The 20,189-nt window shown below is 72.5% G+C and carries 12 protein-coding genes; all 12 read right to left on the bottom strand.

Annotation, left to right across the window (positions count from 1 at the left end; translation table 11 throughout):
- Positions 1-9: 9 nt before the first annotated feature.
- The 12 genes from ACIQZO_RS20060 to drmB all read right to left on the bottom strand — a co-directional run bounded on the left by ACIQZO_RS20060 (position 10) and on the right by drmB (position 20,050).
- Positions 10-6,705, bottom strand: coding sequence for an amino acid adenylation domain-containing protein (locus ACIQZO_RS20060; RefSeq protein ID WP_403627783.1), 6,696 nt, complete (start codon positions 6,703-6,705; stop codon positions 10-12).
- Positions 6,706-6,882: 177 nt separating this feature from the next.
- A complete protein-coding gene (locus ACIQZO_RS20055; RefSeq protein ID WP_403627782.1) occupies positions 6,883-7,677 on the bottom strand; it encodes a thioesterase II family protein in 795 nt (264 codons plus the stop codon).
- Positions 7,678-8,001: 324 nt separating this feature from the next.
- Positions 8,002-8,799 carry an ABC transporter permease gene (locus ACIQZO_RS20050; RefSeq protein WP_403627780.1) on the bottom strand — a complete coding sequence of 266 codons (798 nt, stop codon included), beginning with the start codon at positions 8,797-8,799 and terminating at the stop codon, positions 8,002-8,004.
- Complete coding sequence (locus ACIQZO_RS20045) at positions 8,796-9,809, bottom strand: ATP-binding cassette domain-containing protein (RefSeq protein WP_403627779.1); 1,014 nt, start codon at positions 9,807-9,809, stop codon at positions 8,796-8,798. The genes ACIQZO_RS20050 and ACIQZO_RS20045 overlap by 4 nt, the downstream gene beginning before the upstream one ends.
- Before the next feature lie 45 nt (positions 9,810-9,854).
- Positions 9,855-10,703, bottom strand: coding sequence for a DUF4097 family beta strand repeat-containing protein (locus ACIQZO_RS20040; RefSeq protein ID WP_403627777.1), 849 nt, complete (start codon positions 10,701-10,703; stop codon positions 9,855-9,857).
- A 118-nt stretch (positions 10,704-10,821) separates the two neighbouring features.
- Entirely contained in the window at positions 10,822-11,352 is a 531-nt protein-coding gene (locus tag ACIQZO_RS20035; RefSeq protein ID WP_403627776.1) for a toxin-antitoxin system HicB family antitoxin, read from the bottom strand.
- A gap of 224 nt (positions 11,353-11,576) precedes the next feature.
- Positions 11,577-12,527 (bottom strand): TIGR02679 domain-containing protein, encoded by a 951-nt coding sequence (locus ACIQZO_RS20030; protein ID WP_403627774.1) that lies wholly within the window; start codon positions 12,525-12,527, stop codon positions 11,577-11,579.
- Between the two features lie 11 nt (positions 12,528-12,538).
- The gene (locus tag ACIQZO_RS20025; RefSeq protein WP_403627772.1) at positions 12,539-13,429 is read right to left on the bottom strand and encodes an SbcC/MukB-like Walker B domain-containing protein; all 891 of its coding nucleotides are present in this window, start codon (positions 13,427-13,429) and stop codon (positions 12,539-12,541) included.
- Between the two features lie 2,131 nt (positions 13,430-15,560).
- Positions 15,561-16,070: a TIGR02678 family protein gene (locus tag ACIQZO_RS20020; RefSeq protein WP_403627770.1), complete on the bottom strand. Its 510-nt coding sequence runs from the start codon at positions 16,068-16,070 to the stop codon at positions 15,561-15,563.
- Positions 16,067-17,623 (bottom strand): TIGR02677 family protein, encoded by a 1,557-nt coding sequence (locus ACIQZO_RS20015; protein ID WP_403627768.1) that lies wholly within the window; start codon positions 17,621-17,623, stop codon positions 16,067-16,069. The genes ACIQZO_RS20020 and ACIQZO_RS20015 overlap by 4 nt, the downstream gene beginning before the upstream one ends.
- A gap of 97 nt (positions 17,624-17,720) precedes the next feature.
- The gene (gene drmC, locus ACIQZO_RS20010; RefSeq protein ID WP_403627766.1) at positions 17,721-18,482 is read right to left on the bottom strand and encodes a DISARM system phospholipase D-like protein DrmC; all 762 of its coding nucleotides are present in this window, start codon (positions 18,480-18,482) and stop codon (positions 17,721-17,723) included.
- On the bottom strand, positions 18,479-20,050 hold the full coding sequence (drmB, locus tag ACIQZO_RS20005; RefSeq protein WP_403627764.1) for a DrmB family protein: 1,572 nt from the start codon (positions 20,048-20,050) through the stop codon (positions 18,479-18,481). The genes drmC and drmB overlap by 4 nt, the downstream gene beginning before the upstream one ends.
- Between the last annotated feature and the right edge of the window lie 139 nt (positions 20,051-20,189).

Raw genomic sequence — 20,189 nt, 5'->3', positions numbered from 1 at the left:
GGGATCATTTTACTGTCCACTCCTGTCCATCTTGCGCAGTCGAGGCCGGCTCGACGTGCCTGCGTTCTTGACCGTGCGCGAAAGTTCTGAAATTGCGTGAGACTCGAAGATCGACCGCAGAGGCACGCTCACCCCGAGCACCTTCCGGATCCGGCTGGTGAGCCGTGTCGCCAGCAGGGAGTTGCCTCCCAGTTCGAAGAAGTCGTCGTTCATTCCCACCCGTTCGACGCCGAGCACCTCCGCGAGCAGCTCGCACAGAGCCGCCTCCTCGGGGGTGCGCGGCGCCCGGTAGGGGCGGGCCGCCGGATCGGGTTCGGGCAGCGCCGCCCGGTCGGGTCGGCCGTCGGGAGTCAGTGGCAGCCGCGCCAGCGTCATGAGGACCGTGGGTACCAGGGCCGGTGGCAGGAGGCGCGCCGCGTGGGCGCGTACCGCCTCGGCGAATGCGGCGGGGTCGACACCGGACGGGTCGACACCGGACGGGTCGGTGTCGGACGGGTCGGTGTCGGACGGGTCGCCGGGTATGGCGGCGAGCAGGTCGGCGGACGCCTCGGCGGGTACGAGATAGCCCACCAGCTGTCCGGTCCCACCCGGCCCGTGGCCGGCGCGGACGACGACCGCCGCCCGTGCCACCCCGGGGTGCCCGGTGAGCACCGCCTCGACCTCGGCCGGCGCGATCCGCGTGCCGCCGACCGTGGCCTCCGCGTCACCGCGTCCGAGGAGCTCCAGCGTGTCGTCGCCGTTCCGGCGGACCAGGTCGCCGGTGCGGAACATCCGCGATCCGGCGGGGCCGTAGGGGTCGGCGACGAACCGCCCGGCGGTCAGGCCGCCGTGCCCCCGGTAGCCGCGGGCGGGCACGCCGCCCGCGAGGTACAGCTCGCCGACCGCACCGTACGGAACGGGCCGCAGGCCCGCGCCGAGGACGTACGCGCGCACCCCGGCGAGCGGGGTCCCGGCGAGGACGGCTTCGGCGCCCTGCCCCGGCCCGCCATCGGGTGGGGAGTACGCCGTGGCGGGGCCGGTCTCGGGATGCCCGTGGAGGGCGACCAGGCGGGCGCCCGGGGCGGATTGCGCCGCCCGCCGGGCCAGTGCGGCCGGCAGCGGCTCCCCCGAGAACACGACGGTGTCCGCGCGGAGGTCGTCGACCGCCTCGTCGAGCAGGTCGGCGAAGGCGGAGGGGGTCGTGGCGAGCACATCGGCCGCGGTGGTGGCGCGCGGGTCGCGGTGCAGGTCGACACCGCCGCCGCAGAGTGCGGCGACGATCTCCGGGAGCGGGAGTTCGGCGTCCGCCGACTCCGAGGTCCCCACCAGCAGGCGGGCGCGGGCGGCGGAGCCGAGCCGGGCGAGGAGCCCCGCCGCCCGGTCCGTGAGGTTGCGGTGGCTGGTCTCGACGCCCGTCGGGCCACCCGAACTGCCGCACGCGTACGAGAGGTACGCGAGCCCTTCGGGCCGCGCGGCGGGGCCACCCGCTGCGGCGAAGTCACCTCCCCCGGACATGAGTTCGTCCAGGTGCGCGGTCGGCACCCCGGTGTCGGGCAGCCCGGCCGCGGTGTCCGCGTCGGTGAGCACCAGCAGCGGCCGCGCGTCGGTCAGGACGTGCGCGAGGCGGTCGGCCGGCCGGCGCGGGTCGAGGGCAAGGGCGGCGGCGCCCGACTTCAGTACGCCGAGCAGCGCGACCACCAGGTCGGCCGACCGGGGCAGGGCCACGGCCACCGGGAGCTCGGGGCGGGCGCCGCGCCGGGTCAGGCCGCGGGCCAGCCGGTTCGCCCGCTCGTCGAGCTCACGGTAGGTCAGGGACTGCTCGCCCGAGACCACCGCGACCGCGTCGGGTGTGGCGGCGGCCTGCCGCTCGAAGAGCTCCGGGACCGTCGTCGCGGGCGCCGGGGTGCCTTGCGGTGCGGCGCCGGGGCCGTTCAGCAGCCGGTCCCGCTCGGCGGGCTCCAGTACCTCCACGGCGCCCACCCGGCGGCCGGTGTCCTCGGCCAGCTGGGCCAGGATCATCCCGAACCGGGCGGCGACGGACTCGGCCGCGGCCGGGTCGAGCACGGTGCGCCGGTACTGGATCGCGAGGCGCAGCCGGTCGGGCTCGATGAACGCGAGCACCGTGACCGGGTAGTGGCTGGCGGTGAAGGAGCGGATGCCGGTGATGGAGATGCCGGCGGTGCGGCTCGCCTCGACGATGCCGGCCCGGTCCATGGGGAAGGACTCGAAGCCGATGATCGTGTCGAAGAGGGCGTCCACCCCGGCGGCCTGCTGGATCTCGCTCAGCCCGAAGTGGTGGTGGTCCATCAGCGCGGCCTGCCGGCCCTGGACCGCGGTGAGCAGCTCGGCGACGGTGTCCGCGGGGGCGCACCGCACCCGTACCGGGAGGGTGTTGAGGAACATGCCGACCGTCGATTCGACACCGGGCAGGGCGGGCGGCCGGCCGGCGACGGTGGAGGCGAACACCACGTCCTGACGGCCCGTGAGCTGGGCCAGCAGCATCGCCCAGGCGCCCTGGACCACCGTGTTCAGGGTGACGCCCAGCTCGGCAGCGCGCCGGAACAGCTCGCGGGAGGCGGGGACGGACAGCGGGACCTCGGCCTGCCGCATGGCGATGTCCTCGGCGGACCCTTCGGGCGCGGCGGGCGCGACGGACCCGTCGGACGCGGCCGGGTCGAACTGGGCTGTCGATCCGGAGGCGGCCGTCACCACCGGGGCGAGCAGCGTCGGCTCCCCCACCCCGCTGAGCTCCTCGCGCCAGACGCGGGCGGACTCCTCGCGGTCCTGGCGGGTGAGCCAGCGGAGGAACTCCCGGTAGTTGCGCGCCGGCTCCAGGCCCGAGGCCCGTCCGTCCGATCCGTAGAGGGTGAGCAGGTCCTGCATCAGCAGGGGCACCGACCAGCCGTCGAAGAGCACGTGGTGGGCGGTCAGGACCAGCTCGTGGGTCTCCTCGCCGGTCCGGATCAGGGTCATCCGCAGCATCGGCGGCCTGAGCTGGTCGAAGTGGGCGGTCAGGTCCTCGGCGAGGAAGCGTTCGAAGGCCTCCTCGCGCTCCGCCGCGCCGAGGCCGGACAGGTCGAGGTCCTGCCAGGGCAGGGTCACCGAGTCGGTGTCCAGGACGAGCTGGACCAGGTCCCCGTAGGCGTTGTGCACGAAGGCGGTCCGCAGTCCGGCGTGCCGGTCCAGCAGCGACTGCCCGGCGGCGCGCAGCCGGGCCGCGTCCACCCGCCCGGACAGGTGGAGCGCGTACTGCACCTGGTAGGCGTCGAAGGAGGAGTCCTCGAAGATCGAGTGGAACAGCAGGCCGGACTGGAGCGCGGTGGTGGGCCAGACGTCGGTGAGGCCCGGGAAGCGCCGCTCCCAGCCGTCGATGTCGTGCTGGCTCGCGGTCACCAGCGGAAGGTCCGAGGGGGTCAGGCCGCCGGCGCCGGGTGTGGCCGCGTGGCGGGCGAGCGCCTCCAGCGCGGCGCACCACAGGTCGGCGAGCTCCCGCACCTCGGCCGGCGGGAGCACCCCCTCGGGGGCGCTGAACGCGGCGTTCAGTACGGGCCCGGTCGGCTGATCGCTGACGGTGGCGTTGATGTCCAGTTCGGCGGAGGCGGGCATCCGCGGGTCCTGGGCGGCGTCGAGTTCGGCCAGCTCGGGGATGCCGGCGGCCTCGGGGGCCCGGGTGAAGCCCGCCCCCCGCGCTCCGCCGGGCAGGTCGGAGTCGGCGGAGAAGCGGCCCAGGTAGTTGAAGCCGACCTGTCCGACGGGGTGTTCGGCGAGCGCGGCGGCCGTGTCCGGGTTGAGGTGGCGCAGCAGGCCGTAGCCGATGCCCTTGTCGGGCAGGGCCAGCAGTTGCTCCTTGACCTTCTTGACGGCGAGGCCCGCGGCCGGCCCGCCCGCGAAGGCCTCGTCGAGGTCCACTCCGGCGAGGTCCAGGCGTACGGGGAAGGCGGTGGTGAACCAGCCGAGTGTGCGGGCGAGGCTCGCGCCGGGCACGGCGCTCTCCTCCCGGCCGTGTCCTTCGAGGCGGATCAGCGCGGAGGCCTCGTCCACGGAGCGCCTGCGCCGCCACTGCGCGAGCGCCAGGGCGAGCGCGGCCAGCAGTCCGTCGTTGACCCCGCCGTGGAACGCCGCGGGCAGGTCGGTCAGTACGGCCTCGGTGACGGACACCGGGAGCTGGACGTGGGTGACCCGTACGCACGACCGTACGTCGACCGCCGGGTCCAGTCGGCGGGTGCCGAGCAGCGGATCGGGCCCTTCGACGACGGAGCGCCACAGGTCCAGCTCGGCGACCCGTTCGGGACGCCGCGCCTCGTCCGCGAGCGCGTGCGCCCAGCGGCGCATCGAGGTGGCGACGGGCGGCAGCTGGGGGGTGCGGCCCTCGCGGACCTGCTGCCAGGCGGAGGCGAGGTCGGGCATCAGGATGCGCCAGGACACGCCGTCCACGACCAGGTGGTGCAGGACGAGGAGCAGCCGTCCGGTGCCGCCCTCGCCCGGGGACGGGTCGAACCAGACGAACCGGGCCACCGAGCCGGCCGCCGGGTTCAGCTGCCGGGCGGCCTCCTCCAGCTCCCCGAGCAGCAGTTCGCGCCAGGACGCGGTGTCCCAGCGGCCGTCGCACGTGACATGGCGCAACAGCGGTTCCACGTCCACGGAGCCGACGGGCCCGACGACCAGGCCGTCCGGGCCGGCTTCGGCTTCGGATTCGGCTTCGGCTTCGGCTTCGGCTTCTGCGACCAGGCGGGAGCGCAGCAGGTCGTGACGGTCCAGTACGGCGGTCAGGGTGGCGGCCAGCCCCGCGCGGTCGATGCCCTCGGGCAGCTCCAGGACCATGGCCTGCAGGAACCGGTCGAAGCCGGGGCCCCAGTCGCGGATCCAGCGGGCGACGGGCAGCAGCGGCATCCAGCCGACGCCGCCGCCTTCGAGCTCCGCCAGGACGGGGCCGGCGCCCTCGCCCTGTCCGTTCGCGACGGCGATCTCGGCGAGGCGGGCGACCGTTCGGTGCTCGACGGCCTGGCGGGCGCTGATGGTCAGGCCGCGGGCCCGGGCCCAGGAGACGACCTGGAGCGACTGGATGCTGTCGCCGCCGAGGGTGAAGAAGTCGTCGTCGATACCGACCTGGCCGACGCCGAGAGCCTTGGCGAACAGCTCGGCGAGGATCTCCTCCTGCGGGGTGCGCGGGGCCCGGTAGGCCTCGCCCTTGAACTCCGGTTCCGGCAGGCGGGTCTTGTCGAGCTTGCCGTTCGGCGTCAGGGGCAGCCGGTCCAGCAGGACGAAGGCCGAGGGGACCATGTGGTCGGGCAGGCGCTCGGCGGCGAAGGCACGCAGCTCGCCGACGCCGAAACCGGAGTCGAGGGCGATGCTGCCGTAGGCGCTGCCCTGCGGGCCCGCCCCGCCGGGGCGGCCGGTGGCGGCGGGGACGACGTAGGCCACCAGCTGGCGGCTGCCGCGCCGTTCGTACGGGAGGACCGCGGCGTCCGTCACACCGGGGTGGCCGCTGAGCACGGCCTCGATCTCCAGCGGTTCGATGCGGATGCCGCGGATCTTGACCTGGGTGTCGGCGCGCCCGTGGAAGACGAGTTCGCCCTCCGGCGTCCACTCGACGAGGTCGCCCGTGCGGTACATCCGGGCGCCGGGCCCGCCGAACGGGCAGGCGACGAAACGCTGGGCGGACAGGTCGGGGCGGCCGAGGTAGCCGCGGGCCAGCGAGGCACCCGACACGTACAGTTCGCCGATCACCCCGGCGGCGACCGGGCGCAGGGCGTCGTCCAGGACGTGCACGTCGGTGTCGGTGATCGAGCGGCCGATCGGCGGTACCCGGCCGTCACCGGCCAGCGGGGCGCTCATCGAGGCGCACACGGTGGTCTCCGTGGGCCCGTACGCGTTGATCATGCGCCGGCCGGCCGACCAGGTGGCGACCAGCTCGGGGGTGGTGGCGTCACCGGCGACCACGAGGGTCTCGACGCAGGCCAATGCCTCGGCGGACAGGGTGGCCAGCACCGGGGGCGGCAGCGTCACATGGGTCACGCCGTGGCGGGCGACGGTCTCGGCCAGGGGGGCTCCGGGGGCCAGCGCCTCCTTGCCGGCCAGGACGAAGGTGGCTCCGGACAGCAGGCCCATGCACATCTCCCACACCGAGGCGTCGAAGCTGGGCGAGGCGAACTGGAGGACCCGGCTCGCGGCGGTCACCTTCAGCCGCTCGACGTGCGTGGCGAGCAGCGGGGCGAGTCCGTTGTGGGTGACGGCGACGCCCTTGGGGCGGCCGGTGGAGCCCGAGGTGTAGATGACGTACGCGGTCTGCGCCACCCGCAGCGGGCGGATCCGCTCGGCGTCGGTCAGCGCGCCGGCCGGCTGCCCGGAGACCGACGCGGTGGTCCCGGGGGCGTCCAGCAGGAGCACCGGTGCGGGAAGCACGGGCAGTTCGGCTCCGGTCGTGGCGTCCGCCAGGACGAGGCGGGCGCCGGAGTCCTCCACCATGTACCGGAGGCGGTCGGCCGGGTAGGCCGCGTCCATCGGCAGGTACGCGCCGCCCGCCTTGAGGACGGCCAGGACCGCCACCCACAGCTCCGTGGACCGCTGCACGGCCACGCCCACGACCGACTCGGGTCCGACGCCGTGACCCACCAGGACCCGGGCCAGGCGGTTGGCCCGCGCGTCGAGTTCGCGGTACGTCAGCGAGGTATCGCCGCATACGAGCGCGACGGCTTCCGGAGCGGCGACGACCTGCTTCTCGAACATCTCAGGAATCGTCGCCACCGGCACCGCCGTGTCATGGAACGAGCACAAAGCGACCATCCCCCAATGGTTGGACATGAAGACCGGAATCTCGTGGGTTTGATTTATCAATTAATCGCAGCCGGGCGGGTGTCGCGGCAACCCGAAAAAGCTGCCATACAGGCATTGCCCAGCAGGAGCCTATGACTCCAGAAGGGTGGCGGCGATGAATTCGAGCAGCTCGGAGCTCAGCCCGGGCTCGAAGAGATAGAAATGCCCGCTGGGGTAGACACGCAGGTCGAAGGCGGTGTCCGTGTGCGCGCTCCAGGTCTCCATCTCGCCGCGCGGCGCCCTGCTGTCGGACTCGCCGACCAGTGCGGTGATGGGTACGTCGAGGCGTGCGTCGACAGGCATGACGTGCCGCTCCCAGAGCGTGAAGTCGTCCATGACGGGCGGCAGCAGGGCCTCCATGGCGTCCTCGTCCTCGGCGAGCTCCTCGTCGAATCCGCCCAGGCGCAGCACCTCGGCCCGGAACTCCTCGTCGGAGAGTCCGTGCAGCTGGGGGCGGTCACGGAAGGGGACGGGCGAGGCCTGGCCGGAAAGGAAGAGGTGGGCCGGCCGGGGGCCGCCGCGCACCTGGAGCGCCAGGGCCAGCTCGAAGGCCAGCAGGGCCCCGCAGGAGTGGCCGAAGAAGGAGAACGGGCCGTCCAGGACCGGGCGCAGAGCCTGCGCCAGCGTCCGCACCAGAGGGCCGACCTCGGTGGCCGGGTCCTCGAGGATCCGGTTCTGCCGGCCGGGCAGCTGTACCGCGACCACCTCGATGCCGGCGGGGAGCCGGTGCACCCAGTCGGCGAAGGCGCCCGCGCCGCCGCCGGCCTGGGGAAAGCAGACCAGTTGGTGGCGGTGCCCGGGCCGGCGTGCCCGCCATATGAAGGGGCTTTCGACGACGAGTCCGGCGCTGGTTTCCGCCTCGTGGCTGCGCGCGTGTATGACCATGACCCCTCAGCGATTTCGTGGAAACGGAAGACGGGAATCGAGGGGCAGAAATTGGAGTGGACACAGGGGCCGGATCATCTCCGGCCTATTTCCCGCCCTTTCGAATCGATCGTAGGAGTGGCTCCCGGGCGGGGCAAGGAATGCCCGCACAGCCCTGCCACCGCGGTACTGGTGAGCGATTCCTTCTTGCATTTTCGGCCACCGTGCCCCGTTCTTTGTGTTCGTGCCTGTCCCGTCGACGGGACAGGCACGAACACAAAGAACGGGGCTGCCCGGCCGATGGCCGGGCAGCCCCGTTCACGTTCTGGTCCGTGCGGGCGCTCTCTAGATCTTCGCCTCGCGGTTGAAGGCCGAGCGGGCCCACAGGTAGCCGAGGACGCTGAGCACCAGGCCCCAACCGAGGGCGAGCCACGCGCTGTTGCCGATCTCCGTGCCCATGAGCAGGCCGCGGAGGGTGTCGGTCATCGGGGTGAAGGGCTGGTACTCGGCGAACCAGCGCAGTCCGACCGGCATGGACTCCGGCGGGACGATCGCGCTGCCGAGGAAGGGCAGGAAGGTCAGCGGCATGGGCGCGTTGCTCGCTGCCTCCACGCTGCTGGAGCCCAGGCCGATCGCCGCGGACAGCCAGCTGAGGCCGAAGGCGAGCAGGGCCAGGATGCCGAGGGCGGCGAGCCACTCCACGAAGGTGGCGTTGGGCCGGAAGCCCACCAGGAGCGCGACACCGATGACCAGGACCAGGCTGATCATGGTCTGGATGACATTGCCCACCACATGCCCGGTCAGCACCGAGGAGCGCGAGATCGACATGGTCCGGAAGCGGTTGATGATGCCTTCGGTCATGTCCGTGCAGACCGACACGGCGGTCGAGACCGCGCCGGCGGTGGCGGCCATCAGCAGGATGCCGGGGGCCACGAAGTTGGTGTAGTCGCCGCGGTCGCCGGTGCCGCCGCCCGGCAGTTCGATGCCGGCGCCGAGCGCGCCGCCGAAGACGTACACGAACAGCAGGAGCATCAGGATCGGCATCGCGACGATCGAGATCGTCATCGAGGGGTAGCGCTGCGCGTGCTTGAGGTTGCGGCGCAGCATCGTCATCGAGTCGCGCATCGCGTACGTGGTGCTCATCGGCGGGCCTCCTGCGCCGTGTTGGCGGGGCTGGGAACGGTGGTCGCGTGGTGGCGCGACCCGTCACCGGTGAGGGCGAGGAAAACGTCGTCCAGGTCGGGCGTGTGGACGGTCAGCGCGTCCGCCGTGACACCGGCACTCTCGAGCAGGTCGAGTACGGCGCGCAGCGCGGGGATGCTGCCGTCGCTCGGGATCTGCAGGGTGAGCTTCTCCTCGTCGCGGGCGCCCTCGTCGAGGCCGAGCCGGCGGGAGGCGGCGTCCAGGTCGAGGACGTCGGAGAACTGGAGGCGGATATGGCCGCCGGGGATGCGCCGCTTGAGCTCGTCCGCGGTGCCCTCGGCGACGATCTTGCCCTTGTCGAGGACGGCGATCCGGTCGGCGAGCTGGTCGGCCTCCTCCAGGTACTGCGTGGTGAGGAAGATGGTCACGCCCTGCGCGGTGAGCTGCTGGATCAGGTGCCACATCGTGCGGCGGCTGCGCGGGTCGAGCCCGGTGGTCGGCTCGTCGAGGAAGATCAGGCTCGGGTTCCCGACGAGGGTCATCGCCAGGTCCAGCTTGCGGCGCATGCCGCCGGAGAAGGTGGAGGCCATCTTGCCCGCCACGTCGGTGAGTTCGAACTGCCGCAGTAATTCGGCGGTGCGGCGCTTGCCCTCCGCGCGGTCGAGGTGGTGCAGGTCCGCCATGAGGAGCATGTTCTCCTCGGCGGTCAGCAGTCCGTCCACCGCCGCGAACTGGCCGGTCACACCGATCCGGGCGCGAATGGCGTCCGCGCTCCGCTCCAGTGAGTGCCCCTCCACGGTCGCCTCGCCACCGTCGGCGGCGATGAGCGTGGAGAGGATCTGGACCGTGGTGGTCTTCCCCGCCCCGTTCGGACCGAGCAGCGCGAAGATCGTGCCCGCCTGCACGTGCAGGTCAATCCCGTCGAGTACGACTTTCTCGCCGTACGACTTGCGCAGGCCGACTGCGCTGATCCCCTTGGGCGGGGCCATCTGTTCGGTCGCGGCACTCATCGTGCCCCCTCCATTTCGTAGCTGTTGCGAGGCAGAGCTCTGCCGTCAGGCGCCGTGCGCACGCTGGATGGTGATGTCACCGAGGCTGGTCCTCGCGTGCACCTTGACGGTCTCCGCACCCTCTGCGGGGCCTTCGGCGGATCCGAGGGTGCTGTAGACCGTCCCGGACTGGGAGTTGATGTCGAGCCAGGCGGCAGTCCCCTGGCGGATCCCGACTTCGACGTTGCCGGCTTTAGTCTGGAGCTCGACGGTGCCCCGCGCCACTTCCTCGATGCGTACGTTGCCGTTCGAGCTCTTTGACGACACGGACCCTTGCGCTCGGCCGACCGTGATGTTTCCATTGGCGACCTTCAGTCGCAGATCGCCCGCGACGTCGTCCAGCCACGTGTTGCCGTTGGAGTTCTTGATGTCGGCGTCGCCGCCGACCGTACGGATGCGCACCTCGCCCGACCCGGTCGTGATGTCTACGTCCCCCGCCGCCGTGTCGAGCTGGACGTCCCCGTGCTGTGTCTTGAGCCGCACCGCGCCGGCCTGGTCGAGGCGGATGTGCCCGGCACTGGTACGGACCTCGCACTCGCCCAGCGTCCCCTTGCAGCTGATGTCGCCCATCTCCAGCGAACCGAGCAGCCGCGAGCCCTGAGGCAGCGCGACGTCGACCGTGACCGAACCCCGGGCGGAGAACAGCCCGCGCGCCTTCGGGGTGCGGATCGACAGCGTGCCGTCGGTGAACTCGACCTTGGTCTCCTCGGCGGCGCGGAGGTCGTCCTTGTCCCCGGCGGTACGCGGGTGGACCTCGACGACCGTGTCGGTGCGGTCCGTCGCACTGATCCGGGCGACTCCGACCTCGACGTGGATGTTCGCGGTGATGGGTCCCTTGGTTTCGTAAGAAGGCATGGCTGTCCCGTCCTCGTGAGTCTGGTGGTCGCCCCCGCACCGGGGACGTGAAGATGCAGCGAGAGTGATCGGCCTCTCGCACGCCGACGCGGGGGCGGGCGCCACCGCCCGCGGAGGGCTAGCTCACCCAGCCCGTGAAGCTCTTGCGCCCACTGCTCCGCTGGGGCGCCGGCCCGTCGCCCTGCCGCCCGCCGCCGGGCTCGAGAACACCCGAAACAGCCCTGACGAGCCACGCGTTGAGCGAAAGCCCCTCCCGCGCGGCCGCCTGCTCCGCACGCGCCTTGACGTGGCCGGGGAGTCGGAGGTTGATACGGGCGGTACTGCCGTCCTCTCCTTCCGGCACGACCGGTACGGCGGGCAGGGCGTGCGCCTCGTCGAATCCCTGCGCCACGAAGGGCTCTTCCTTCGGCGGCGCGGTCACGACGAACTCGGGCTCCAGTCCGCGCAACCGCACGTCGACCGAACCCGGAGCGAGCTCCCGGGTGACCTCACCCATGGCGTCCGACAGGGCGTTCAGCAGGGTGAGTCTGGCTGCCGACTCTAGCGGCGCGGTGATGCGCTCGGCGAGAGCGCGGGCTTCTTCGCCACCCGCTTCGGCGGCAACCGCAAGCTCGTTCCGAAGGCTGGCGACATAGGGCGTGAGGTCCATGTCCACAGCATGACACACATCTGGCACCACGTCGAGCCAATCTGGCACCACATGTGCCGCCAGCTGTAAATCCGCAGGTCAGACGGTGCGCCATGCGTGCGCCAACCGACACCACACCCGCCGACCTCGCTCCGCACCGGCAACACCCGAGGCCCGTCGAGCGACCCACCGTCCGGTCGGCAGGACGGTGACCCCCCGACACCCGGACGTGTCGGGACCGTTCTTCATCCCTCGAGGTCCGCCAGCAATGCGTCCAGAACGGTCTCCTCCTCCACACGCAGCGCGTGCTCGGCAAGGGCGAACGCCAGATCCGGCTCCCATGGCGACGGGGTCGGCTTCCCGCTCAATGGACGCAGATCGGGTCCAGCCGCCGCTACTGCCTCACGGTAGTCGTGGGCCGTGTAGCGCCAGGGCCGCCACGGCACGTGCCCGTCGGCCATCCAGTCCAGGGCTGGAGTCCCGCGGAGGTTGAGGGTGAGGACCGTCGAGGAGACGTCGTCCCGGAGCAGCCCTGCCGAAGCCCATGCGGCCCGCCGCCAGGCAGCGCCTGCTCCCTCGGGGTGGCCGGTCAGAGCGCGGGCTCCGGAGAGAGCGAGGGTGGCCACCGGCGTGCCGTCGTCGAGGGCGTGGGCACTCCCCAGGATCTCCGCGGCGAACACCGGCAGCGACCGTGCGGGTTCGACCGGCAGTTCCCGCAGTACGCGGACGGTCTGCTCGAGCAACGGCCGGGCGGCGGCCGGCGTGCGGGCGAGACGGCGCACGAGGCCGTCGTCACGCGCACGAACAGCCCAAGCGGCATGGTGCGGTAGATCTTCGGCCAGCAGGGTGAGAGGCGCATACGCCTCCCGCCAGGCCTGCTCCTCACTGCGGCGGGCCTCTTCGAGAGGGACGACCCGCCCGGTGAGCGCCGTCACGGCCGCCGCCAGGCCTTCGGGGCTGATACCCGATCTGACCAACATGGCATCCACGGCGTCGAGCCGGACCGTCAGCGCCCGGCCGGCACCTGGTGCCCGGCCCAGCAACCTCTCGGCCGCTGCCCGCTCGGCAGGGGTCGGCGCTGCCAGCGAGAGCGCTCCGGTGAGTGGTTGCCCGCGCTCCAGCCGTCGGCGTACCCGCTCCACCAGCCACACCAGGTCGGCGCCTCCCAGGAGCCGCCGCAGGCGCGCTTCGTCCACGGGCGGACCACTCACACCCACAGGGGCTCCGGGTCCGCCGGCCGCACCGGGTCCTCGCGGCGCGTACGAGCTGTGCCGTCCCACTCCCAGCGGGTGACCAGGACGGCGGCCACCTCGTCGATGCGGGCGAGCTGGGCGATGGCGATGCCGGGCACCTGCGGATAGCAGGCCCACTCCCGCTCGCTGGTCATGACCACATCCAGGTCGAAGGCGTGCAGGAGGCCGAGGCACTTGGCACGCGAGTCGTCGTCCACACCTGCGAACGCCTCATCGAGGGTCACCAGGCGTGGCGCGTAGGGGCTGCCCGCGCTCGCGTAGTGCGAGGAGGCAGCCGCGAACAGGGGAACGGACACCGCCAGCACGCGTTCACCCCCGGAGGCAGGACCCGTAGCGGGTACCCAGCGGCCGTGCTGCTGGCGCTCCACGGCGAACTCGTGCCAGGAGCGGTGGTCGAGGGCGGCCGTGAGGTGCTCCAGCCAGCTGCCCGCCGCGTCCTCGGTCTGCTGGCGGGCGATCTGCGTCTGCAGGAATTCGCCGACGGCGGCCCGGTCCTCGGCCGTCCAGGCATCAGCGGTCTGGAGCAGGCGGCCACGGGCCTGGGCAAGGCCGATCGGGGCCTTGCGGGACGGCCGCCACACCAGGCGCAACCTCATGCCGGTGGAGGTGGGCCGTTCCTCCAGCTCGGCGTTCATGGCCAGCACCTGCCGTTCGGCGGCCGCGATCAATTCCTGCAGGGTGCCGGCCACCTCGGTGATGAGGTGGGTTTCGAGGATCTCCCGCTCGTGCGCGGAGAGGATGCGGGTGAGTTCGCCGACCTCGACCGCGAGAGCCCCGGCGAGTTCGGGTACGGCTCGCTCGCGGCCCTGGTAAACGACATCGACGATCATCCCGTCCTCGACCATGCGGGCCGAGGCGGTGTTGCCGTGCCGCGACAGTGCGTCCTGGAGGGTCTTGAACTGCGAGGGCCTGCCGTACGGCGGCCAGCGTCGGCCGGTCCGGAGGCAGCCCCAGATCGGCTGCGCTCTCGTGCAGTTCGTCGGTTGCCGACGTGGCTCGCGCGGCTGCGGCCGTCACCTCGGCGGCCCGCTCATCGCGCCGGGACCGGGTCCGGCGCACGGTGTCGGCGGCAGCCGCGGCGCCGGCGTGCGCCCGGATCAAGGGCGCGTCGTCGGGCACCGCGGCCAGCTCGGTGTCCAGGGTACGGCGGCGGGCCGACAGGGCCTGCGCCTGCGCGGCGTAGGCGGCCGACTCCTGCTGGAGGAGGCTGAGTTCAGTTTGCAGGACGGCGATCCGGGCTCGCCGTGCGGCTTCCCGGGCGCCCTCTCCGATGTACTCGGCGGCGGGTTTGGCCCAACGTCCGGTCAGGACGCCGACGCGGTGGCGTCCGTCCAACGCGACCCAGGTGCCGTGTGAGCCCCCGGGAACCTCGCCGAGGCCGATCGCCTCCAGCAGCCGGGCCACCGCCTCCACGCCCACCTGAGCGGCCCGCGCGTCGCCCTGGTCCACGGCCGGGCGCAGTACGCCGGCGAGTGACGCCCCTTCGACCGGTCCGGTGTTCGGGGCGAGGAGTACGTCGTGGCCGCCCTCGGCGAGGGCCGCGCCGTCGGGGCGCACCCACGCGTCCAGCAGCCCGGACGCCTCCAGGGCGGCCTCCAGCCCGGCACGGTCGTGGTCCGCGACCTCCTCCCGGAAGTCGATCAGCCGCCACAGAGGGGCGCCGGGCTCCTGCTCCCGCAGGCCGGGGGTCCGGGTGTGCGGGGCCTGCGGCCCGCGCCGGCCCCGGACTCCAGTGCCGCTAGTTCCTGTTCGGCATCCCGGGTACGTTCGGCCAGGCCGGCTCGGCGTTGCGCTGATTCCGCCGCCCGGTCGGCGAATACCGCTGCCATGGCGCTGTGTGCTTCCGAGGCATCGCGGCGTGCCGGGTAGGGGCCGTCCTGGTGCCGGGTCCATTCCTGGAGCTCGTCCAGCAGTCCGGACGGGTCGGCGTACGCCAGCTCCTCGCAACGGCCCGCGTGCTCGCGTACGGCATCGACCAGGTCCCGTCCCGCGGCCTGGGCCGTGTCCTCGGCCCTGTCCAGCGCCCCGGCGGCGTGCGACAGCTCGATCTCCGTCTCGTCGAGCCTCAGGACGGCGGCCCGGCGCCCGGCGCCCGCCGCCTCGGCCTTGTCGGCGAGCTCCTCCACATGCGTGAGGGTGCGGTGCCTGCGGTCGGTCACTTCGGCCACCGCGGCTCTCAGGTCGGCAACCGTCTGTCCCTCGTCGCCGGGAAGGTCCAGCCTGGCGGCCGCAGCCGTCTCCCGGGCCCGGGACAGCGTGTCCTCGGACAGGTCTCGGGCGGCCCTGAGCCGGTTCTCGGCGGCACCGAGTCGGCCCAGCGCCTTGGTGTGCTGGATCGCAGCCCTCTCCCGGTCGTCCCGAGCGCGGACCCAGTCGCTCTCCGACCGGGCCAAAGCCTGCGCGGTCCGCTCCAGTTCGCGGGCGCTGCGCATCTCCGGGCCCTCACGCAGGGCTGCATCGGCCGCCTCCAGCCTCGTCCGGGTGTCGGTGAGTGCGGCGACGCGTTCCTCCGCGGCCGCCCGCTCCTCCTGCGCCGCGGTCTTGTCCGCCTGCGCCTCGGCGAGGTCGCGCAGCAGCTGCTCGTACTTCGAGTGTTCGCTGCGCGGGAGGCGGGCGCGGCGGCGGGAGGCCGCGCGGGCGTAGCGCCGGTAGTGGTCGAGGAACAAGGAGGCCGCGCGTTCGGCGGCCCCGGCCGCCCGCAGCTCCTCCTTCTCCTCGTCCAGGGAACGGAAGGCCTCGGCCACGTCCGCGATGACGGCCTGGTCCATCGGTGGAAGTGCCTCGGTGAGGGCGCGGGAGAGGGCGACCTCGTTGGGACGCTTGGACAGCTGGGGCTGGCGCAGCTGGATGAGCAGGTCCACCAGGGCCGCGTAGCGCTGCTCCCCGAGGCCGAACAGCGCCTCGTCGACGGCCCGGCGGTACGCCTTGGCCTGGTCGTAGACCAGGCCCTGTCCGGCGACCGCCTCGATGAGCCGGTCACGGGACAGGACGGTGTCCGAGGTGGAGCAGGAGCCGTACGACGGCGGCCAGGTCGAGCCGCTCGTCGCGGCGGTCCGGAGTGAACTGGATTCCCGCCGCGGCCAGCTGGGGATCCTTGGCATCCAGGACGACCTGATCGGCGAGGCGGCCCAGCGCGATCTGTGCCTCGCCGCGTTCGAGGGCGGCGAGGGCGAGGCAGAGCAGGACGTACCGGCGGCGGCTGAAGGGTGCGGCGCTACGGGTGACCTCGCGCGCGGGGTGGGTGGCGTCGGTCGGTACACCGGGAATCTTGCCCAGGCGGGCGGTCTCGGAGTCGACCTGGAGGGGCCAGCCGGTGTTGCGGTCGAACCACTCGCGCAGTTCGGAGGCGTGGCGCCGGACGAGGCGGAACTCGTCGGCGTGCGCGCCGTGTGCGAGCAGCAGGGGCTGCTTCAGCAGGGCGCGGGCGGCCTTGCGCCGTTCGGCGGCGTGCTGCCCGTCCAGTACTTCGGCGAGCGGGGTGGTCATGGCGTTCCTTGGCTCAGGTCGACGATCTCGATGGTGTGGTCGGGGCCGCGGAAGATCCCGTCGGGTGTGCGGACCTCGGCCGTGGCCCCGTCGGTCGGTGCCGTGAGCCGGATCTCCATGGAGCCGTCGCCGCTGGTGGCCACGGTGTGCGTCATCCCGGGCCGCCAGGTGGCCAGCGCGTCGCCGAGGAGCTGGAGGAAGAGCCGGAAGCTGAGGGGGTCCAGCTCGCCGAGCCCTGACAGCCTGGTGATGCCGCCGGTGACGAGCCGGGCCCGGGCGGCGGCGGTCTCGGCGGCCTGTTTGGCGGCCGTTTCGGCGAGCAACCGGCGCGCTTGCTGCCGGTCCTCGACCTTGCGGGGTTTGCCGCGCCGCTCGTAGCTGCCCGTGCGGCGCAGCTGCGGGCTGATCCGCAGCGGCGTGGCATCGGCCCAGGCGGTGCCGGCGGGTTCGGGTCGGGCGTGGCGCGCGGCCAGCGTCTCGGGGTCCACGGTGAGGTGCCGGGCCGGGTACAGCCCGAAGGCGGTGCGCCACAGCCGGTGCCGGGCGTCGTCGTCGGGCGCTTCGGCGAACCAGCGCGCAAGGGTGCGGAAGTCGGCGGAGCGGTCCGAACGACCGGCCCGCCGCTCGTTCAGCGACCGTACGACGGCCAGCAGCTGGGGGATCGCGCCGAGCGCCCGGCCGCGCAGTAGCCGGGCCTGCGACTCCCGGCCGTCCCGGCTGAGGAACCAGGCCGCGAGGCCCGCCCACCGGCCGGCCCATCGCTCGTACGCGGCCCGCTCGGCGTGCTCGGCCTCCTGCGGGGTGGCGTCCGCCGCCTCACGGGCGGCCGCGGCCCGCAGCAGCAGCTCGATGCTCCCGCCCTCCTCCAACTCCAGGATCAGCCGCGCGATGCGACCGCCGAGGGTGATCAGGTCCTGGATGAACCGCTCCAGGTACTGGATGAGCTGATCCTTGTAGGCGAGGAAGACCTCCTCCCCCACGTCGTGGAGGTCGATGGTCCGCTGCAGGGAGCTCATGAAGGCCCGAGCGTTGTCGGCGAGCGCACCGAAACGACTCGCGAGCCCGTCCAGCGCCAGATGCGTCTTGGCCGGATCGGGCTCCTCCTCGGCCGCCAGCACGAGCAGGGCCCGCAGCTGCGTCACGATGTCGTGCAGGGCGACGGCCTGCAGCGCGCCCCGCCGCCCGAGCGCCTCGTCGTACGCGGACAGGGCCTCTTCCGCCGCCTCGCCCTCCCGCGTGAGCTGGTAGATGAACCGCTTGCGGTAGAAGTCCTCGACGGCGGTGACCCGCCCGGTGTCCGGGTCGGCCCGCAGATTGCCCCACCCCACCAGGCTGTCGAGCGCCTTGACCACGGCATCGAGCTCCGTCGGCCGGGCCCCGGAGACGAGCCCCGCGTACACGTCCTCGGGCCGCAGGTGCACGGCGAACCGCTCCTTGGCGAGGAGGAAGGCCCGCATCACCGCACGGTAGAGCAGCACGTGGGGAGCGGTGAGATGCGCGAAGGGCCCGTACCCGTCGGGCGGGCCCTCCGCCTGCGGAGAAATCATGTCCATTGCCCGCCATCCTCCTGGAGCACAGTCCATGATCGGCAGGGACTTCGGTACTTGGCCGATTCGCACCGGTCCTGATCGTGTCCGGTCCGCAGCGAAGTCACCAGAACCGCTGGAGGACGCCCGTGCGCTGGAGTTCCGTCACGTGTTCCGCGGCCCGTGCCGGCGCGGAGCCGCCTCTGATGAGTATTCCGGCCTCGATGTTGCGGTCGACTCCCGATTGCGTGAAGTTGGCGCTGGTGGTCAGCAGCGTCTGCCGATCGGCCACGGCCAGCTTCGCGTGCGTCTTTGCCCCGGGCTCCGCTCTCTTGTCCTGCGGCCAATGCCACAGGCGTGCTCCGTCCACATCGGTGAACGCGCTCGCCGGCTCGTCCCCGGAAAGGGCGCTGCCCGCGCCCTGCAGTGTCTCGACGACGATGTCCAGACCGACGCCCCGGGCCGCGGCGTCCTTCAGCGCCTGCGTCAGGGGCGGATACCGCCGTGCCGAGTAGGTCATGAGGGTCAGCTCTGTCCGCGCCTCAGCGATCAACCCCAGGAGCGCCCGGGCCGTGGACCGTACGGGCACCCGGTGGGAGGAGGGGCCGCTCCACACCAGTGAGATGTCTTGCTCCTGGTCGCGCTGCGTGTAGCCGGCGGCCAGCCCGTGCAGACAGGCCGCGGCCTCCTCCGGGGACAGACCGTCCGCGTCCATCGCGTCGAGCACGAGAGCCGCGGCTTCCGTGTACGCGGAGGCCGACCGGAGGGTGAGCAGGGTGGCGCGGGATCGCCCGGCGGCTATGCCGTCAGCCAGTGCGCCGAGGGCAAGGGCCCCCGCGCCCGCCTCCACCTCCGCGGCCGCCTTGAGCACCCGTGCCCACCTCATGTGAGGCCTTGGAGGAGCACGAGGTCCGGATCGTCGATGGGGACGATGAAACGCCGGTCGAGGAAGCGGTTGCCCCGCTCGCACGTCGTCTCCGATACGAACAGGCACACGTGGCATGCGGCCCCGTGCAGGAAGTCCTCGTGCGGGGGCCTGGGCAGCCGGTCCGCGCACAGCGGGTCGGACGAGCACCGTTCGGCATCGTGCAGCGCGCGCCGCACGACCCTGCTGAGTTTCTCCGGTTCGGCCAGGGCCACCAGACCGCCCAGGGTCCCCTCGGCATCCGGGACCGCGGTGTAGATCAGGATGCCGGTACGCCGGTCGTCCTCGCGGCCCGCATAGATCCGCTCGGAGAGGCTCGCCGAGGAGTAGCCGCATTCCAGCGAGATGGCCCGGATCAGCAGGTGCGAGAGCGTGTGGAGGGCGATGTACCTGGCGCCCGGCCAGCCGCGCAGCGGGTCGTCGGTGTCCTCGACACGGCCCGAGTAACGGTTGCGACGGAATTCGACGTAGGCGTCCCGGTGCGCCGCCAGCGCCTCGGTACCGGCCACCCGCTGCTCCCAGTCGGCCATCAGCTCGTCCGAGACCCGCAGGAAGATGCCCTCGCCGCGCACCTCGCTGGCCGGCACCCAGGCGGGGACGCGGCTGCGCGAGAGGGGCGCATGGGCCACCAGGGTGGGGTCCTCGGGGTCCGGTGCGTCGAGCCGGGTGAAGCCGATCAACGCCCGTACCTCCCGCAGCCGCTCCGCCTGGACGACATGGGAGAAGACCCCGCCGAGAGCCGACGGCACCGGAACGTCGCGCAGCGCGAAGTCCTCGGTCGGCTCCGGGAGCTGCGGACTGGTGAAGATCTCCCATTCGGGCGTGAGGAGATCCGGGTACGAGACGGCCTCCGAGGACGGGGACTCTGCGGCTGCGGCCCGGTGCGCCTCGACGGCCTCGAACACCTCGGACTGGCTCCACTGGTGCAACGGCTTGAACTGCGGGAGCTCCCAGACCATGTCGAGGAACTCCTGCGACTTCGCCTTCTGAAGCTGCTCCCAGAGCTGTTCCACCTTGCCCTGCAGGGCGCTGCCGCTGGTCGGCGGTACCGCCAGGACGCTGAGCGTCTGCGCGAACCACTGGTTCGAGGCGCCGATGACCAGCGGCTTGGGCCGATGCTTGCAGCCGGCCGGATCGAAGGTCGCCAAGTGGGGGTGGCGGCCCCGGCAGTGCGGCAGGGTGATCTCGCCGCGCTGCCCCATGGCGTCGCGGATGTTGCGCTCGCCGCCGCAGCTCACGCAGCGCACCTTCACGTTGGCCGCCTGGTTGCCGCCGTGGTCGAGCATCTCCAGCCGCGGGTGGGACGCCCCCGTGCAGTCCCCGCCCCGGTGGACGAACGACGCGTACGGGAAGTCGTCCAGGTGTCCGGCCTGACAGACCAGAACGAAGCGCGCCGCGACGGCGAGCGGGCCTTCCCCTTGCGCTTGGCCGTGCAGTTGTCGTGGAAGAAGCGCGCATGGTCGGGACGCCTCGGCTTGGCGTTCTCGAACTTGAAGATGTTCGCGTCGAGGCCGCCGAGGGCATTGCACGCGGTGCAGCGCAGCCACTGGGGAAAGGGCAGGACCGGGACGCCGACGCGGGATGCCGGGCCGGTGGGATCGTTGTCCGTGCCGTCCATCCAGGGTGCCGGCCGCAACTGGGTGACCTGGGCGCCGTACGGGTCGCCTA

The organism is Streptomyces sp. NPDC097617 (genome assembly GCF_044761485.1).
Lineage (GTDB): Bacteria > Actinomycetota > Actinomycetes > Streptomycetales > Streptomycetaceae > Streptomyces.
This window is presented reverse-complemented; position numbering and strand designations above follow the sequence as displayed.

Bases quoted from the DNA above. Each gene is read 5' to 3' on its own strand.
- ACIQZO_RS20060 (WP_403627783.1), bottom strand. From the start codon at position 6,705: ATGTTCGAGAAGCAGGTCGTCGCCGCTCCGGAAGCCGTCGCGCTCGTA.
- ACIQZO_RS20055 (WP_403627782.1), bottom strand. From the start codon at position 7,677: ATGGTCATACACGCGCGCAGCCACGAGGCGGAAACCAGCGCCGGACTC.
- ACIQZO_RS20050 (WP_403627780.1), bottom strand. From the start codon at position 8,799: ATGAGCACCACGTACGCGATGCGCGACTCGATGACGATGCTGCGCCGC.
- ACIQZO_RS20045 (WP_403627779.1), bottom strand. From the start codon at position 9,809: ATGAGTGCCGCGACCGAACAGATGGCCCCGCCCAAGGGGATCAGCGCA.
- ACIQZO_RS20040 (WP_403627777.1), bottom strand. From the start codon at position 10,703: ATGCCTTCTTACGAAACCAAGGGACCCATCACCGCGAACATCCACGTC.
- ACIQZO_RS20035 (WP_403627776.1), bottom strand. From the start codon at position 11,352: ATGGACCTCACGCCCTATGTCGCCAGCCTTCGGAACGAGCTTGCGGTT.
- ACIQZO_RS20025 (WP_403627772.1), bottom strand. From the start codon at position 13,429: ATGGTCGAGGACGGGATGATCGTCGATGTCGTTTACCAGGGCCGCGAG.
- ACIQZO_RS20020 (WP_403627770.1), bottom strand. From the start codon at position 16,070: ATGACCACCCCGCTCGCCGAAGTACTGGACGGGCAGCACGCCGCCGAA.
- ACIQZO_RS20015 (WP_403627768.1), bottom strand. From the start codon at position 17,623: ATGGACATGATTTCTCCGCAGGCGGAGGGCCCGCCCGACGGGTACGGG.
- drmC (WP_403627766.1), bottom strand. From the start codon at position 18,482: ATGAGGTGGGCACGGGTGCTCAAGGCGGCCGCGGAGGTGGAGGCGGGC.